The 16,802-nt window shown below is 45.3% G+C and carries 18 protein-coding genes, 1 other RNA gene and 1 pseudogene; 18 read left to right on the top strand and 2 right to left on the bottom strand.

What is annotated here, in order from left to right; translation table 11 throughout:
• Positions 1-28 precede the first annotated feature (28 nt).
• The 9 genes and pseudogenes from pbp2a to G5B60_RS10105 all read left to right on the top strand — a co-directional run.
• Positions 29-2,182: pseudogene (pbp2a, locus tag G5B60_RS10145) on the top strand (penicillin-binding protein PBP2A); the annotation flags it as partial.
• A 48-nt stretch (positions 2,183-2,230) separates the two neighbouring features.
• Complete coding sequence (gene rpmG / locus G5B60_RS10140) at positions 2,231-2,383, top strand: 50S ribosomal protein L33 (RefSeq protein ID WP_115271158.1); 153 nt, start codon at positions 2,231-2,233, stop codon at positions 2,381-2,383.
• A gap of 14 nt (positions 2,384-2,397) precedes the next feature.
• Positions 2,398-2,577 carry a preprotein translocase subunit SecE gene (gene secE, locus G5B60_RS10135; protein WP_115271156.1) on the top strand — a complete coding sequence of 60 codons (180 nt, stop codon included), beginning with the start codon at positions 2,398-2,400 and terminating at the stop codon, positions 2,575-2,577.
• Between the two features lie 124 nt (positions 2,578-2,701).
• Positions 2,702-3,241 carry a transcription termination/antitermination protein NusG gene (gene nusG / locus G5B60_RS10130; protein ID WP_115271154.1) on the top strand — a complete coding sequence of 180 codons (540 nt, stop codon included), beginning with the start codon at positions 2,702-2,704 and terminating at the stop codon, positions 3,239-3,241.
• 64 nt (positions 3,242-3,305) lie between these two features.
• Complete coding sequence (locus tag G5B60_RS10125) at positions 3,306-4,949, top strand: alpha-glucosidase (RefSeq protein ID WP_164683879.1); 1,644 nt, start codon at positions 3,306-3,308, stop codon at positions 4,947-4,949.
• Between the two features lie 5 nt (positions 4,950-4,954).
• Positions 4,955-5,176: a hypothetical protein gene (locus G5B60_RS10120; protein WP_164683878.1), complete on the top strand. Its 222-nt coding sequence runs from the start codon at positions 4,955-4,957 to the stop codon at positions 5,174-5,176.
• Entirely contained in the window at positions 5,173-5,430 is a 258-nt protein-coding gene (locus tag G5B60_RS10115; RefSeq protein WP_164683877.1) for an alpha/beta hydrolase, read from the top strand. The genes G5B60_RS10120 and G5B60_RS10115 overlap by 4 nt, the downstream gene beginning before the upstream one ends.
• Before the next feature lie 98 nt (positions 5,431-5,528).
• Positions 5,529-8,030 (top strand): leucine--tRNA ligase, encoded by a 2,502-nt coding sequence (leuS, locus tag G5B60_RS10110; protein ID WP_164683876.1) that lies wholly within the window; start codon positions 5,529-5,531, stop codon positions 8,028-8,030.
• Positions 8,031-8,085: 55 nt separating this feature from the next.
• Positions 8,086-8,472, top strand: coding sequence for a PaaI family thioesterase (locus tag G5B60_RS10105; RefSeq protein ID WP_164683875.1), 387 nt, complete (start codon positions 8,086-8,088; stop codon positions 8,470-8,472).
• Between the two features lie 21 nt (positions 8,473-8,493).
• Here G5B60_RS10105 and G5B60_RS10100 read toward each other — a convergent pair whose 3' ends face one another.
• Entirely contained in the window at positions 8,494-9,234 is a 741-nt protein-coding gene (locus G5B60_RS10100) for a DUF975 family protein (RefSeq protein ID WP_164683874.1), read from the bottom strand.
• Positions 9,235-9,415: 181 nt separating this feature from the next.
• Between G5B60_RS10100 and tgt the strand changes: the two genes are divergently transcribed.
• From tgt to G5B60_RS10070, 6 genes are all read left to right on the top strand, one after another.
• Positions 9,416-10,558, top strand: coding sequence for a tRNA guanosine(34) transglycosylase Tgt (gene tgt, locus G5B60_RS10095; RefSeq protein ID WP_164683873.1), 1,143 nt, complete (start codon positions 9,416-9,418; stop codon positions 10,556-10,558).
• A 96-nt stretch (positions 10,559-10,654) separates the two neighbouring features.
• A complete protein-coding gene (locus G5B60_RS10090) occupies positions 10,655-11,431 on the top strand; it encodes an MBL fold metallo-hydrolase (protein ID WP_164683872.1) in 777 nt (258 codons plus the stop codon).
• The gene (tadA, locus tag G5B60_RS10085) at positions 11,431-11,931 is read left to right on the top strand and encodes a tRNA adenosine(34) deaminase TadA (protein ID WP_164683871.1); all 501 of its coding nucleotides are present in this window, start codon (positions 11,431-11,433) and stop codon (positions 11,929-11,931) included. The genes G5B60_RS10090 and tadA overlap by 1 nt, the downstream gene beginning before the upstream one ends.
• A gap of 32 nt (positions 11,932-11,963) precedes the next feature.
• Positions 11,964-12,049: signal recognition particle sRNA small type (gene ffs, locus G5B60_RS10080), an RNA gene on the top strand.
• A gap of 88 nt (positions 12,050-12,137) precedes the next feature.
• The gene (locus G5B60_RS10075; RefSeq protein WP_164683870.1) at positions 12,138-12,755 is read left to right on the top strand and encodes a hypothetical protein; all 618 of its coding nucleotides are present in this window, start codon (positions 12,138-12,140) and stop codon (positions 12,753-12,755) included.
• Positions 12,756-12,882: 127 nt separating this feature from the next.
• Positions 12,883-14,232: a glucose-6-phosphate isomerase gene (locus G5B60_RS10070; RefSeq protein ID WP_164684284.1), complete on the top strand. Its 1,350-nt coding sequence runs from the start codon at positions 12,883-12,885 to the stop codon at positions 14,230-14,232.
• Positions 14,233-14,270: 38 nt separating this feature from the next.
• Here G5B60_RS10070 and G5B60_RS10065 read toward each other — a convergent pair whose 3' ends face one another.
• On the bottom strand, positions 14,271-14,999 hold the full coding sequence (locus tag G5B60_RS10065) for a CPBP family intramembrane glutamic endopeptidase (protein WP_164683869.1): 729 nt from the start codon (positions 14,997-14,999) through the stop codon (positions 14,271-14,273).
• Positions 15,000-15,217: 218 nt separating this feature from the next.
• On the opposite strand from G5B60_RS10065, the gene G5B60_RS10060 reads away from it, so the two are divergent.
• The 3 genes from G5B60_RS10060 to G5B60_RS10050 all read left to right on the top strand — a co-directional run bounded on the left by G5B60_RS10060 (position 15,218) and on the right by G5B60_RS10050 (position 16,614).
• The gene (locus G5B60_RS10060; RefSeq protein WP_241154533.1) at positions 15,218-15,802 is read left to right on the top strand and encodes a hypothetical protein; all 585 of its coding nucleotides are present in this window, start codon (positions 15,218-15,220) and stop codon (positions 15,800-15,802) included.
• Between the two features lie 14 nt (positions 15,803-15,816).
• Positions 15,817-16,281, top strand: coding sequence for a transcriptional regulator (locus G5B60_RS10055; RefSeq protein ID WP_164683868.1), 465 nt, complete (start codon positions 15,817-15,819; stop codon positions 16,279-16,281).
• Positions 16,282-16,413: 132 nt separating this feature from the next.
• Positions 16,414-16,614 carry a CsbD family protein gene (locus G5B60_RS10050; protein WP_164683867.1) on the top strand — a complete coding sequence of 67 codons (201 nt, stop codon included), beginning with the start codon at positions 16,414-16,416 and terminating at the stop codon, positions 16,612-16,614.
• Positions 16,615-16,802: the final 188 nt, after the last annotated feature.

Below are 16,802 nucleotides of genomic sequence, written 5' to 3'. Positions count from 1 at the left end.
GGCTCCAGTTGAGCGTCAGTCGGTCTACCAGCGCAGTCGTGCTCGCAAAGAGAGTGAAAAAAATCGCCCCAAGTGGGTTAAGACGCTCTCAAAGTTTGTGCCTTCTCCGGAAAATCCCATCCGGCGCTTTTGGCGGCGCTACAATATCGGAAAGATTTTGCTGATTACCTTGTCCATCGTAGTTTTAGCGACTGGCTCTTATCTCTTTTACCTGTCAAAGACAGCTAAGGTGTCGGATTTGCAAAATGCGCTCAAGGCGACCACGCAAATCTACGATAAAAATAGCGAGTACGCAGGCAGTCTTTCGGGGCAAAAGGGAACTTATGTGGAGCTAGATGCCATCTCTGATGATTTGGAAAATGCTGTTATCGCAACAGAGGACCGCACCTTTTACCAAAATAACGGGATAAATCTCTCACGTTTTCTACTTGCGGTTGTGACCCTGGGGAGGTTTGGTGGTGGCTCTACCATTACCCAGCAGCTGGCGAAAAATGCCTATCTGACCCAAGACCAGACCATTAAGCGTAAGGCTCGGGAGTTCTTTTTAGCGCTGGAGCTGACCAAAAAGTACAGCAAGAAAGAAATCTTGACCATGTATCTCAACAACTCCTACTTTGGTAATGGGGTGTGGGGCGTTGAGGACGCTAGTCAAAAGTATTTTGGGACAAGCGCAGCCAATCTGACGCTGGATGAAGCAGCGACGCTGGCTGGTATGCTTAAAGGACCTGAGGTTTACAATCCATACTATTCCATCAAAAATGCGACCAATCGGAGAAACACAGTCCTCTACGCCATGGTGGACGCTGGTAAAATCAGCGAAAGTCAGGCAAAAGAAGCGGTAGCAGTTGGCATGGGCAATCGCCTAAGTGATACCTATGTCAGCAAGTCAGATGACTACAAATACCCATCCTACTTTGATGCGGTTATCAACGAGGCTATCAGCACTTATGGACTGTCTGAGAAGGACATCGTCAACAACGGCTATAAAATCTATACCGAGCTTGACCAAAACTATCAGACTGGTATGCAGACGACCTATGCGGATACGAGCCTCTTTCCAGTGTCTTATTATGACAATACTTATGCAGAGTCTGCTAGTGTCGCTCTTGACCCTAAGACGGGTGGTGTGCGTGGTTTAGTGGGGCGTGTCAATAGTACCGAAAACGTCACCTTTAGAAGTTTCAACTATGCGACACAATCTGCTAGAAGCCCAGGCTCTACCATCAAGCCTTTGGTTGTTTATGCGCCTGCTGTGGCTGCTGGCTGGTCTATTGAGACAGAACTGCCTAACCAGTCGACAAACTTTAACGGCTATCAGCCGCACAACTATGGCAACTATGAGAGTGAGGATGTGCCGATGTATCAGGCGCTGGCAAACTCCTACAACATCCCAGCTGTCTACACGCTTAATAAGCTCGGTATCAATAAAGCTTTTACCTACGGTGAAAAGTTTGGCTTGAACATGGACAACACCAAAAAAGAATTGGGCGTTGCCCTTGGTGGGGGTGTCACGACCAATCCGCTTGAGATGGCGCAAGCCTACTCTGCCTTTGCTAATGGCGGTGTCATGCATAAGGCGCATTTGATTACACGTATCGAGACGGCAAGTGGAGAGGTTGTCAAGAAATTTACGGACAATGCTAAGCGTGTCATCAGCCAGTCTGTCGCCAATAAAATGACCAGCATGATGCTTGGGACATTTTCAAACGGAACGGCAGTCAATGCCAATGTCTACGGTTATACCTTGGCAGGTAAGACAGGGACAACAGAGACGGACTTTAACGCTGACCTTGCTAGTGACCAGTGGGTTATCGGCTACACGCCAGACGTTGTCATCAGTCAGTGGCTCGGCTTTAACAAAACCGATGAAAACCACTACCTGTCCGACTCTAGCTCAGGCACTGCCTCGACCATCTTTAGCACGCAGGCGTCTTATATCCTGCCTTACACCGAAGGGACTAAGTTTGATGTGAAAAATGCTTACGCTGAAAATGGTATTGCTGCGACTTATAGCAGTAGCGATACCAGCTCTGACAACAACAGCCAGTCTCAGTCTATCATCGACAGTATCAAAGAATCAGCTAGCAACGCTGCTGAATCTATCACAAAAGCCGTCGAAGACGCTAATCTAGGCGAGAAAGCTAAGAATCTCTGGGATAGTGTCGTTGATTTCTTCAGATAACTTGCAAGCTCTAGCATTTCATGATAAAATAGCACATACGGAGGCACTATGGTACAGAAAAAAGCAAGTCTAGCGTGTGTTGATTGCGGTAGCCGCAATTACTCTATTGCTGTCAGCAGCAATCCAAAACCCACACGACTAGAGGTTAATAAATTTTGTAAACATTGTAAACAGTACACCCTACACAAGGAAACACGCTAGTTAGGAGGAGAATTGTGAAGTTTATTACAGGGACATTTAGAGTCTTGCGTGATACGACTTGGCCAAATCGTAAGCAACGTTGGACAGACTTCATCGCCATCTTAGAATACACTGCCTTTTTCGCAGTTATCATCTATATCTTTGACAAGCTTTTACAGCTAGGCTTGATGAAGTTACTCGAGTTTTTCAGATAATGGATAGGAACTACAGTTTATCAGCTGTAGTTCTTTTTGTCATTGACAAGACGAGGGACTTTTACTATAATGAAAGAAAAGAACTGGAGCCGTCTAGGCTTTTTTATTAAGGAAAGGACACAGTATGCTAGATAGTTTTGATAAGGGCTGGTTTGTTTTGCAAACTTACTCAGGATATGAAAATAAAGTCAAAGAAAACCTCCTCCAACGTGCACAAACCTACAACATGATGGACAACATCTTGCGTGTGGAAATCCCAACGCAAACGGTCAATGTGGAAAAAAATGGTAAAGTCAAAGAAGTTGAGGAAAACCGTTTTCCAGGTTATGTCTTGGTTGAGATGGTCATGACCGATGAAGCTTGGTTTGTTGTGCGTAACACACCAAACGTTACAGGATTTGTCGGCTCACACGGGAACCGTTCCAAACCAACACCACTCTTGGAAGAAGAAATCCGCTCTATCCTCATCTCAATGGGTCAAACCGTTGATGTCTTTGACACCAATATCAAAGAGGGGGATGTGGTGCAAATCGTCGATGGAGCTTTCACTGGTCAAGAAGGACGTGTTGTTGAGATTGATGGCAACAAGGTCAAATTGATGATTAGTATGTTCGGCTCAGAAACACAAGCTGAAGTGGAACTCTACCAAATTGCAGAACTTTAATAAAAAGCCTGTTTAGGCTTTTTTGTCAAAGGGACGGTGTAAGCGCTTTAAGAAGGAGGAAAAGATGACAGCTGACTGGTACAAATACGCAACGGGTTATCAGATTTACCCACGCAGTTTCCTAGATACCAATGGGGATGGTATCGGGGATATTCAAGGAGTGATTGCAAAACTGCCTTATCTCAGAAAACTAGGGGTGGACTTTATCTGGCTCAATCCTGTCTTTAAATCGCCCAATAAGGACAACGGCTACGACATCTCAGACTATCAGGACATCAATCCAGAGTACGGGACGCTTGCGGATGTGCGTGAGTTAGTGGATAAGGCGCATGCGCTTGGCCTTAAGGTTCTCTTTGACCTTGTGGTCAATCACACGTCTGACAAGCACCCTTGGTTTTGTGCGTCACGCTCGTCTAAGGACAATCCCTACCGTGACTTTTACCATTGGGTGGAGGGCAAAAAGGACTGTCCGCCCAATAACTGGAAGTCCTTTAAGGGCGAGTCAGCTTGGACTTATGATGAAGCGACGCAGAGCTATTACCTGCATATCTTTGATAAGAGTCAGCCAGACCTCAACTGGAAAAATCCCAAGCTCAGACAGGCAATTTATGACATGATTCAGTTTTGGTTTGACCTTGGCATTGACGGTTTTCGCTTGGATGCCATTAGTCATCTGCAAAAGGCAGCCTATGACACACAAGTGACTGACTGGGAGGGAGATGGTCCTTGGGCACCTTTTATGAATGTCGAGGGAATCAAGACTTACATGACAGAGCTTAAGGCAATTTTTGATGCAAATGGTGCTCTGACGGTCGGTGAGGCAAGTGGTGTGCGCAGTCCAGAAGCTAGCAGCTGGACAGGCGATGGCGGTTATATGACCATGATTTTTGAGTGGGAGCATAATGCCAGAGACGCTGACAATCGTGGTAGTGTCCCTGACTTTATGGCTGTTCTCAATCGCTGGCAAAAGGACATGGATCCTGACGGTTGGTGCGGGCTTTATCTAGAAAATCATGACATTCCTCGTATCGTCCAGTCCTTTGGGGATGGGTCTGTGGCAGCTAGCAAAGCCTTTGCTGTGGCTTATTTTCTCCTGCGAGGGACACCCTTTATCTACCAAGGGCAGGAGATTGCCATGTCTGGGCTTCATTTCACGGAGCTTAGCCAGATGGATAGTGTAACGGTGCGTGATGTCAAGGCTTATGAGGACTATATAGAAAAGGGACTTACGCCACAGGAGGCGCTTGATAAGGTCAGCGCTTGGTCACGAGACCATGCTAGAAGCCCCATGCAGTGGGATGATAGCCCTCAAGCGGGCTTTAGCAAAGCTCAGCCTTGGCTGATACTAAGTAGTAACTACGCTGAGCGTAATGTTAAGAAAGCTCTGTCTGATAAAAACTCGACCTTCTATCTCTACCAGAAACTCATCGCGCTACGGCATGAGAGCAAGCTGATAGCAGAGGGGCATTATTATCCTGTTGATGAGGGAAATGCAGCCGTTTTTGCCTACCAGCGTGTACTAGGTAACGAGGAGCTGTTGGTACTGGTCAATCTAACCAAGCACACAGCCTCTGTGACATTGCCAGACAGCATTTTAGAAAATAACTGGCAAGAACTCGACCTTGGGCAAGACGTTTCTTGTGAAACATTGAAAAAAGAAATGGACTTGCCAGCTTATGCTTATCATGTCTTTGAAAAGAGACAGTAAAAAGGTTGCTTGATAGCGTGGCTGAGCGTTTGCAAGCAGCTAGTCAAGCACGAGCACACTATGCTAAAACCGGTCAGGTGGATTATATCGGTGAACTCCTCACTCATCAGACGCACTACACGCAGGAGGAGCTAGAAAAGATTCCTGCGGGCTTTATCGTGATGGAACTCAGTATTATAGCGATACGCACTATCATCCTAACTCCCAAAGCCGCTATACGGCTATGAGTTTGCTTGATTTGATGGCTTGGGACGCTGAAAATCAAGTGGACTTGATAGATCAGCCGCTCTTGATGGTGGCTGGGGATATTTCTGATACACGCTACATGACAGACGCTGTCTTTGAGAAAGCTACAGGCACGCTAGACAAAGAGCTGGTATTGATAAAAGGCGCTAATCATATCGAAACCTACTGGAAACCAGACTATGTCGCTCAAGAAAGCGCAGCTGTGAGTCAGTTTTTCTTGAAAAAGCTGTCTTAGTTTTCTAAAAACTTTCTCTATCTTATCCCTTACTCAGCTATTTCAAAAATCCCTAAAAAAGGGTATAATAGAGAGAACTACAAGATTTGGAGAAAGATATGACCTACTACAATCACAAAGATATCGAGCCCAAATGGCAGGCTTTTTGGGCGGACAATCACACCTTCAAAACGGGGACAGACAGCACAAAACCCAACTTCTATGCGCTAGATATGTTCCCTTATCCATCAGGTGCAGGGCTTCACGTAGGGCACCCAGAGGGCTACACAGCGACAGACATTCTCAGTCGTTACAAGCGTGCCCAGGGCTACAATGTCCTCCATCCTATGGGCTGGGACGCTTTTGGTCTACCTGCAGAGCAGTATGCTATGGATACGGGCAATGACCCAGCTGAATTTACTGCAGAAAATATCGCTAACTTCAAGCGCCAAATCAATGCTCTAGGCTTCTCCTACGATTGGGACCGTGAAATCAACACCACAGACCCAGACTACTACAAGTGGACACAGTGGATTTTCACCAAGCTCTACGAAAAAGGGCTTGCCTACGAGGCAGAAGTACCGGTCAACTGGGTTGAGGAGCTGGGAACAGCCATCGCCAACGAAGAAGTGCTGCCTGACGGTACCTCTGAGCGTGGTGGCTATCCAGTCGTGCGCAAGCCCATGCACCAATGGATGCTGAAAATCACAGCCTACGCTGAGCGTCTCCTCAATGACCTTGACGAGCTTGACTGGCCAGAGTCTATCAAGGATATGCAGCGCAACTGGATTGGCAAGTCAACAGGTGCGCATGTGGACTTCAAAGTCGCTGGCACCGACAAGACCTTCACCGTCTACACCACTCGCCCTGACACGCTCTTTGGTGCTACCTATGCCGTGCTTGCGCCTGAGCATGAGCTGGTAGACGCGATTACTAGTCCTGAGCAGGCTGAGGCAGTTGCGGACTACAAGCACCAAGCCAGCCTCAAGTCTGACCTTGCTCGTACAGATCTTGCTAAGGAAAAGACTGGCGTCTGGACTGGCGCTTATGCCATCAACCCTGTCAACGGTCGTGAAATTCCAATCTGGATTGCTGACTACGTGCTTTCTAGCTACGGCACAGGTGCCATTATGGCGGTACCTGCCCACGATACCCGTGACTGGGAGTTTGCTAAGACCTTTGGGCTTGAGATTATCCCAGTCTTGGCTGGTGGCGATGTGGAAAAAGAAGCCTACACCGAGGACGGACCACACATCAACTCAGAGTTTCTCGATGGTCTTGATAAGGAAGCAGCCATTGACAAGATGGTTGCCTTCCTTGAGGACAAGGGGTTTGGTCAAAAGCAGGTCAACTATCGCCTGCGTGACTGGCTCTTTAGCCGTCAACGCTACTGGGGTGAGCCAATTCCGATTATCCATTGGGAGGATGGCACATCAACAGCTGTGCCAGAGAGTGAATTGCCTTTGGTTCTGCCAAAGACAGACAACATCAAGCCGTCTGGTACAGGTGAAAGTCCCCTCGCCAACTTGACAGACTGGTTGACAGTTACTCGTGAGGACGGGGTCAAGGGACGCCGTGAGACCAACACCATGCCACAGTGGGCTGGCTCTAGCTGGTATTACCTGCGCTATATCGATCCGAAAAACAAGGAAAAGCTGGCTGATGAGGATCTGCTCAAGGCTTGGTTGCCAGTGGACATCTATATCGGTGGAGCGGAGCACGCCGTGCTTCACCTGCTCTACGCTCGCTTCTGGCATAAGTTCCTCTATGATATTGGTGTCGTGCCAACCAAGGAGCCTTTCCAAAAACTCTTTAACCAAGGGATGATTTTGGGCACTAGCTACCGTGATAGCCGTGGGGCGCTGGTTGCGACCGATAAGGTTGAGAAGCGTGATGGCAAGTATTTCCATATCGAGACTGGCGAAGAGCTGGAGCAAGCACCAGCTAAGATGTCTAAGTCGCTTAAAAATGTGGTCAATCCAGACGATGTGGTTGAGCAGTACGGGGCAGATACTTTGCGTGTTTACGAGATGTTTATGGGGCCGCTTGACGCTTCTATCGCTTGGAGCGAAGAAGGTCTAGAAGGTAGCCGCAAGTTCCTTGACCGTGTCTACCGCCTTATCACGACTAAGCCTATCACTACTGAAAATAAGGGCAATCTTGACAAGGTTTACAATGAAACCGTTAAGTCTGTCACTGAGCAAATCGAGCAGCTCAAGTTCAACACGGCAATTGCTCAGCTTATGGTCTTTGTCAATAGTGCCAATAAAGAAGATGCCCTCTACGCTGACTACGCTAAAGGCTTCGTGCAGCTGCTTGCACCATTTGCACCGCACTTGTCTGAAGAGCTCTGGCAAGTCTTGACCGAATCAGGCGAGTCTATCTCTTATGTGGCTTGGCCAACTTGGGATGAAAGCAAGCTCATCGAAGACGAGATTGAAATCGTCGTCCAAATCAAGGGCAAAGTCCGTGCCAAACTCATGGTCGCAAAAGACCTTTCGCGTGAAGACCTGCAAAAAGTGGCGCTTGAAAACGACAAAATCCAAGCCGAAATCGCTGGGAAAGAGATTATCAAGGTCATTGCTGTACCAAATAAACTAGTTAATATCGTGGTGAAATAATAAAAAGTTGGCTTTGCCAACTTTTTTACATTAAGAAAATTAAGGAGGTCTTGTGATGACAGATTATTTACATGAGATACGTGTTTTTGAAAATTATGAGTTGCTTGCGTTTGAAGCGGGGCATGTTGTAGTGATGACCAAGGTGGTGCCGCATTCGCTCAATTACTACGGGCATGCTCACGGTGGCTATCTCTTTACCCTGTGTGACCAAGTCAGTGGTCTAGTAGCAAGGTCGCTAGGTTACAATGCTGTCACTATGCAATCCAGTATCAACTACCTAAAAGCAGGTCAGCTGGAGGATTGTTTGACCATTGAAGGACGTTGTCTGCACGATGGCAAGTCTACTAAGATTGTTGAGACGACCATCACCAATCAAGCTGGCGAACTCATCGTCAAAGCGACTTTTACCATGTTTGTCACAGGTGAGGATAAGAACACATAAAAACCACTGCGAGCAGTGGTTTTAAGCTTTTTTCAATTGTTGATAAAAGATAACTTCGCTTGCGTTGGTGTAGGGGAGGACGTAGATGTAGGCGAGACCAAAGGTCATCAAAATCAGCAGATACCAAAGGATAAAGCTCAGATCCAGCAGAAATAATCGCCACTTGTATCCTTTCATAAGAGCAATGCTGTCCTTGATAATGGCAAGCGTGCCAGGGTAGTTGTCAGGGTCACGGTTAATCCTATCAAAAGCGATGTAAGCTGTCATGCGATAGGCAAAGTAGTAGCGAACGACAGCGATAACACCATACACGCTAAAAATCCAACCTAAGCAAGTGAAAGCCAGAGGATAGTAGCTGGTCGTATCAATCGTGACCAAGTAGTTCCCAAGAATAATGAGACTAATCCCTAAAAGCGCCACCCCTAAGAGAAGCATTAAAAAGATACCTTGCACGATGTAAAGCAGTAGCAAACGCCAGACGTAATGCTTTGAAAAAGCGAGCTGATTGTCTGAAAACTGCACGGACTGTTTTTGATTTCTTGCGACTAACAGCATGGTAAAGTTCGCTGATAAAGTGAAAAACAAGGTCAAAAGGCTAATCAACAGGCTAGTAAGATTAAAGCCAACGCCTGTCTCACTTGGTGTAAAGCCTAGCAGTAGCGAAGCATAGACCAGCATGATAGCGATAGCATACAGAGCGTAGCTGCCCTTGGTGCCTGCAATCAGGCGTCTTGCGGTAGTTTTGATGTCAGAAATGCGCATAATTCTCCTTTACACTATGTCGTCGTTAGCTCTATTATACCATATTCTATGGTTAGGCGAATGCCTCATGACAAGCTTCTCTTTTTTTGGTACAATCAATAAGGTTATCCTAGCTTAGGCGTGTCTTGCCTTACGCTAGAGTCATCGGCACCAGCCGAAATGAAGAATACGGAGAATAACAGTGACAGAACATCCAATCAAATACCGCTTAATCAAGAAGGAAAAACATACAGGAGCTCGTCTGGGAGAGATTATCACGCCGCACGGCACATTTCCAACGCCTATGTTTATGCCAGTCGGCACACAAGCCACCGTCAAGACCCAATCGCCTGAAGAACTCAAGGAAATGGGTAGCGGTATTATTTTATCCAATACCTACCACCTCTGGTTGCGCCCTGGGGATGAGTTGATTGCCCGTGCAGGGGGGCTTCATAAGTTTATGAACTGGGACCAAGCTATTCTCACCGACAGCGGTGGTTTTCAAGTCTATTCCTTGGCTGAAAACCGCAATATCACCGAAGAAGGGGTGACCTTTAAAAACCACCTCAACGGTGCCAAGATGTTTTTATCTCCTGAGAAAGCTATCTCTATCCAAAACAACCTCGGCTCTGACATCATGATGAGTTTTGATGAGTGTCCGCAGTTCTACCAGCCTTATGACTATGTCAAAAAATCTATTGAGCGCACCAGCCGTTGGGCAGAGCGTGGGCTTAAAGCGCACCGTCGTCCGCATGACCAAGGGCTCTTTGGTATCGTGCAAGGCGCTGGCTTTGAAGATCTACGTCGCCAGTCAGCGCAAGACCTTGTCTCTATGGATTTTCCTGGCTACTCTATCGGAGGGCTCGCTGTTGGGGAGTCTCACGAGGAGATGAATGCTGTGCTTGACTTTACCGTGCCGATGTTGCCACAAGATAAGCCTCGCTATCTCATGGGCGTTGGAGCGCCAGATAGTCTGATTGACGGTGTCATTCGTGGGATTGACATGTTTGACTGTGTGCTACCGACTCGTATCGCACGAAACGGAACTTGTATGACCAGCATGGGGCGTCTCGTGGTTAAAAATGCTCAGTACGCTGAGGACTTTACCCCACTTGACCCTAACTGTGATTGCTACACCTGTACCAACTACACCAGAGCCTACATTCGCCATCTCATCAAGGCAGATGAGACCTTTGGCCTTCGCCTAACCAGCTACCACAATCTCTACTTCCTTGTCAATCTCATGAAACAAGTCCGACAAGCTATCATGGACGACAATCTCTTAGAGTTTCGTGAGGACTTTGTGGAGCGCTACGGCTACAATCACTCTAAACGCAATTTCTAATAGAGCTAACATTTTTAGTCTAGGAGCAGCTCTATCCAAGGCAGTTTTGCTGTAATTTGATATAATTGAAGTATCTAAACAAAAGAAGGTGTTCGTATGAAATTAACAACAATCGGCTGCTGGGGAGGCTATCCTTATAAAGACGCTGGCACAACCAGCTACCTCATCACCGCTGACAATGGTTTTCAACTGCTTATGGACGTGGGGAGCCGTGCGGTCAATGAGTTAGAAAAAGAAATCAGCCCGCTGGATGTGGATGCTGTCATTATCAGCCACTACCATCCAGACCACATCGCAGACTTGGGCGTGCTCTTTCACTACCGCCAGCTCTACCCAAAACATCTCTGGAGTCCAAAGGTGCTTCCAGTCTATGGACATGACGAGGACAGCTATGAGTTTTCAAAATTGACTTTGCCTGATGTGGCAAAGGGGATTGCTTACCATACGGCGGGTGTTGAGCAGATTGGTCCTTTTGATGTTACCTTTATCAAAACGGTGCACCCTGTTGTCTGCTATGCTATGCGTATCGTAGAGCGTGAGACAGGACAAACCCTTGTCTTTACAGGCGATACAGGCTATTTTGACAAGTTAGCGCCTTTTACAAAGGGAGCGGACTTGTTCTTAGCAGATGTCTATCTCTTTGAGGGAAATGAAAATCACCCTGCTCACCTAACCTCAAAAGAAGCAGGTGAGATTGCCAGCAAAGCCAAGGTCAAAAAACTGGTGCTTACGCACGTCCCACAATTTCCAGGAAAAGGTATCCCAGAGGAGAACTATCTAGAAGTGCTACGTGAGCAGGCTGAACACTACAGTAAGGGTATTCCAGTTGACCTTGCTAGCCCACATAAATCATGGGATCTAGGAGCGCTCTAATGGCGACATTTTCAGAGCAAGAAAAATCCTACTACATGGAGCAGGCGCTACTTGAAGCGCAAAAGTCGCTGGCTAAAAACGAGATTCCCATTGGCTGTGTTATCGTCAAGGATGGCGAGATTATCGGACGAGGGCACAATGCACGTGAGGAAAAGCAGCAGGCTATCCTCCATGCAGAGGTCATGGCAATCAATCAAGCCAACAGCTTTGAGGGTAATTGGCGCTTGCTGGATACGACGCTTTTTGTGACCATTGAGCCTTGTGTCATGTGTAGCGGAGCGATTGGGCTTGCTCGCATTCCACAGGTCATCTATGGCGCTAAAAATGCTAAGTTTGGTGGCGCTGAGAGTCTTTATCAGATTTTGACAGATGAGCGGCTCAACCACCGTGTAGAGGTCGAAAGTGGTGTCTTAGAAAAAGAGTGCGCAGAGTTGTTGCAGACCTTTTTCAAGCATAAAAGAGCCCTGCAAAAAGCAGCAAAAGCAGAAAATAAGATCTAGATTTGCACTATTTTTCATTTCATGCTATAATATTTATGGAGCAACGGTCTTGCGTGAAGTGGGTCAGGGGAGGAATCCAGCAGCCCTAAGCGATGTAGAGCGTGTGCTCTTTTTTTGTGCGCCAAATAAAGCGTTTTAGTAAACACCTCTAGCCAAATTGTCTAAAATAGGCTATAATAGTAAAAACGCTTTCTAAAGGAGATGGGATGCGCAAATTCTTACAAACACTGCTCTATGAGCTCTCCTTTTATGTGGAGATTTTGGTTTCGATTATTTTAGTTTTGGTCTTGCTGCTCCTTACAGGGCGCTTGGTGCTGGAGGTATCCAGTATCTACACCAGCAGCGCTAGCATTGAGGACTATCTGCAAAGTTTTATCAATCAAGCCATGAGTATCGCTATCGGTGTTGAGTTGATTAAAATGCTCAGTAAGCACACATCAGGCACTATTATTGAGGTACTGCTTTTTGCGGTGGCTCGTCAGATTGTGGTGTCGCACAGCTCCACACTTGACATGCTGCTTGGTGTGATTGCCATAGCAGCGCTCTTTGCCACACGCAAGTACCTCTTTTCAGACTTTGACGACTCCAACAACATTATTGTGCGAGGTAGTCAAAAGGTCAAGATTGCCAATATCATCGCTCGTGTCAATCTCAAGGGACGTGATGGCGAGTTGCTGCGTGACTTTGTTGCACGGCACTTAAAAGCAGAGGACAAGACTATATCTATTGGCGCTTCGGTTTATTTTAACGATGTCGCCCTGCGTGTGGATAGTGTCAAAAATGGTGTGATTACCCGTGTGGAAATCATCAAATCCCTCCACTAAAAAGTGTTTTATCTAAGCTTTATGGTAGCGGTTTATTTTCTTTTGAAAAAGCACAGCAAAACCATTGAAAAAAAAGCTGAAAAAGAGTAAGATAAAAGGTGAATTGTTTTTTAATAAGGAGAATATGATGTCACATATTTCATTTGATTATTCTAAAGTATTGGACAAGTTTGTCGCACCTCACGAGGTCGAGTATTTCCAACCACAAGTTAGCATTGCAGACAGCATGCTTCGTAACGGTACTGGACCTGGTGCAGATTTCCTAGGCTGGCTTGACCTTCCTGAAAACTACGATAAAGAAGAATTTGACCGTATCCTAAAAGCTGCTGAAAAGATTAAATCAGACAGCGAAGTCTTGGTGGTTATCGGTATTGGTGGTTCTTACCTTGGAGCAAAAGCAGCCATTGATTTCTTGAACAATCACTTTGCTAACCTTCAAACTGCCGAAGAACGCAAAGCACCACAAATCCTTTATGCTGGAAACTCTATCTCTTCAACTTACCTAGCAGACCTTGTTGAGTACGTACAGGACAAAGAGTTCTCTGTTAACGTTATCTCAAAATCAGGGACAACAACAGAACCAGCCATCGCCTTTCGTGTTTTCAAAGAGCTTTTGGTGAACAAATACGGTCAAGAAGAAGCAAACAAACGTATCTACGCTACAACTGACCGTGTCAAAGGTGCTGTCAAGGTTGAAGCTGACGCTAACAACTGGGAAACATTTGTCGTTCCAGATAACGTTGGTGGACGTTTCTCAGTGCTTACAGCTGTAGGACTTCTTCCAATCGCAGCCTCAGGTGCTGACTTGAACCAATTGATGGCTGGAGCAAACGCTGCTCGTAAAGATTTGTCATCAGACAAGATTTCAGAAAACATCGCTTACCAATACGCTGCTGTTCGTAACGCTCTTTACCGCAAAGGCTACACAACTGAAATCTTTGCTAACTATGAGCCATCTCTTCAATACTTTGCAGAATGGTGGAAACAACTAGCTGGTGAGTCAGAAGGTAAAGACCAAAAAGGGATTTACCCAACATCAGCAAACTTCTCAACTGACCTTCACTCACTTGGTCAATTCATCCAAGAAGGGACACGCAACCTCTTTGAAACAGTTGTTCGTGTTGACAAACCACGCAAAAACGTGATTATCCCTGAACTTGACGAGGATCTTGACGGACTTGGTTACCTTCAAGGAAAAGACGTTGACTTTGTTAACAAAAAAGCAACAGACGGTGTGCTTCTTGCCCATACTGACGGTGGTGTGCCAAACACATTCATCACTATCCCAGAACAAGATGAGTTTACTCTAGGTTACCTTATCTACTTCTTTGAGCTTGCCATTGCTGTTTCAGGTTACCTTAACAGCGTCAACCCATTTGACCAACCAGGTGTTGAAGCTTACAAGAGAAATATGTTTGCCCTTCTTGGTAAACCAGGATTTGAAGACCTTAGCGCTGAACTTAACGCTCGTCTCTAATCATAAAAAAGCTCTCCTTCGAGAGCTTTTTTTGTGTCTTACCCCCAATTGACCAGAAGGTAAATCAAGCTGGAGCCAAACATGTCGGCAAGAGCATGTACCAAGAAGAATGGCAGGAGATTTTTGACCAGATATTTGTAGACGAAGTAGTAGAAAAGTCCGACCACTACACCAATGATGAGAGCTGAGGTCATGCCTTGGTAGGTGTGAAATGAGATACGGATGATAGTGGAGTAGACGAGAACCAGCCACTTATGCTCGTCCTTGACGCTCGTTAGTAGCCCAAGGAAGAAGAACTCTTCGTAAAAGCCGTTTAAGAGGCTATAGAGGATGAGCATGGGTGAGAGGGCCAAGATCTTAGTGACAACAGCCCCAAAGCTCCAATCAATAGCGCCTAAAATTTTAGGGTCAAAGTAGTTGTAGTAGCCTGTGACGCTGTAAAACACGTCTGAAATCAAGCCCATAGCTGCAAAGACAAGGGGCACCCACAAGAGCACAGACCAAGACAGACGGATAGGCAGACTCTTGAAGTCAAAATGACGAAACTTGAGGTAGACAAAGGTCAAGACGAGCATACAGCTTTGAAAGATAAAGTTTGGTAGATAATCAACCGCCGCTCCGACAGAGCCCGAGTCGCCAGTCTTGATAAAACCGAGTAAGATAGCGTTGGATTTGAAAATAAACCAACCAAATAAAATAAGAGTGACCACTAAAATATCATACCATTTGAGGTATCTGTGTGTGTCAGCTGTTTGCGTGTTTGCCATAGGATAATCTCCTTTCCTTTCAGTCGATAAACAGGCTGATATTATATACCGTTAAGCGCTTACAAATTCATTCTACCACTTTCTGCTAGCCATGACAATATGAAATCCATTAAAAAAGTTTCCTAGGTGTCATTTTTTTGAAAAAACTTTTTGAAACCGCTTGACAATATATATATATATAATTATTTTAAGGAAAATTTAAGGTTTGGAGAATCTTTATGGCAAAAAATGGAAAATCATCGAAAAACCCAATCTACAAACGCATTTGGTTTTGGCTCTTGGTCATTGCACTACTTGCCTATGTAGGCAAATTAGGAGGTAATTCGTCTAAGACGCAAGAAGAAACAAAAGTGACAGCCACTTCTTCGAGTTCTTCAAGTAGTACGGAGGAGTCATCTACGTCTAGCAGTACATCCAGCACTTCTAGTAGTGCCTCAACTGCTGAAAGTACGACAGCAGAGAGTAGTGCTACTGTGGTGAGTAGTTTTAATCCAGTGGATACTTCGGATGCTACAATCGAGAGTATCGCAACCTATGATGACTATCTCACAATGTATCAGTTAATCGTCAATGAGTATTTGAGCAATTACGAAGCAGCTATGGCACAATATGGTCTCACAGATGCTACGACATTCCAGTCAATGAGAGATGGCGTTGAAGAAGGCATTGCGCAACAAAAACAAGCCTACGGTGCTATGAGAAAATCGCCTATCGTTGGGAAGTCGGATTTAGTTCAATTTTTAAAAGATTATAGAGATGAGTTAAGTGCGTACGTAGCACAAATGAGTTCAGCATTGCAATAAGGAAGTGGTGAAAAATGACATCGAGAACAAAAGGCTGTTTAGGAACGATAATCCTTGGCTTACTCGCTATAGTGGTTTTACGATTTGTTTTTGGAAAGATGTTTGACCTCGTATTTCTACCACTTTTAATGATAAGTCCACTCTTTATACTTATCATACTTATCATGGCATCCGATGCAATTAGTGAAAGCATCAAAGCAGGCAAGTGGCTTGGTTTGGGTGCGATTGCAGGAAATGTCCTAAATAATAAGATTAATGCAGACGCCGCTGTTAAATCAGGTAAAACGTTTAAAAAACGTCAGGTAAAAACTAAGAGTTCACTAGTTAATGGTATCGCTGAGTTTATATCCCCATCAACTGAAAACAGTGATGATAGTGAAGTAAGCGAAGCTGACCATCAGGAATTGAGTGAAGAGGATTATAAGGAATTTCAAGAGTTCCAAGAATATTTGAAATGGAAAAAATCAAATAACAAATAATATACAAGTCTCTATGAACGCATGCTAAAAGTTAGTGTTCATAGAGACTCTTTTTTGCTCCAAAACACATAACATTTGACAACGCTTTCAAAAAGTGAGATGATAGAGCATATCACAAAAGGAGGCATTCCTATGTCAGAAGAAAAATTAAAAGCCAAACTGGACCAAGCCGCTGGTAGCTTAAAAGAAAAAGTGGGCAAGGTCACAGGTGACAAGAAGTTAGAAGCCGAAGGCTTTGTTGACAAGACAGTTGCTAAAGGTAAAGAGCTGGCAGGTGACGCCAAAGAAACAGTAGAAGGTGTTGTTGACAGCATTAAGGACAAGCTGAAATAAAAAGAGGACTCTAGTTACACAACTAGAGTTCTTTTATTGAGGTTGCTATTTTGCCTAGAATACGCTTTTATGAGAATTAAGACTACAATATTTGGAAAATTCTGTTATAAACGCTAATATAAATTTTCAAGGGATTTGAAAGGTATAAAAAGGCTTTAAATCAAGGTTTTTAGGGTTTTGCTTTTTAG

The organism is Streptococcus hyointestinalis, assembly GCF_011039275.1.
Taxonomy (GTDB): Bacteria; Bacillota; Bacilli; order Lactobacillales; family Streptococcaceae; genus Streptococcus; species Streptococcus hyointestinalis_A.
Note: the sequence above shows the minus strand (reverse complement) of the source record. Positions and strands in the feature narration are given on the sequence as shown.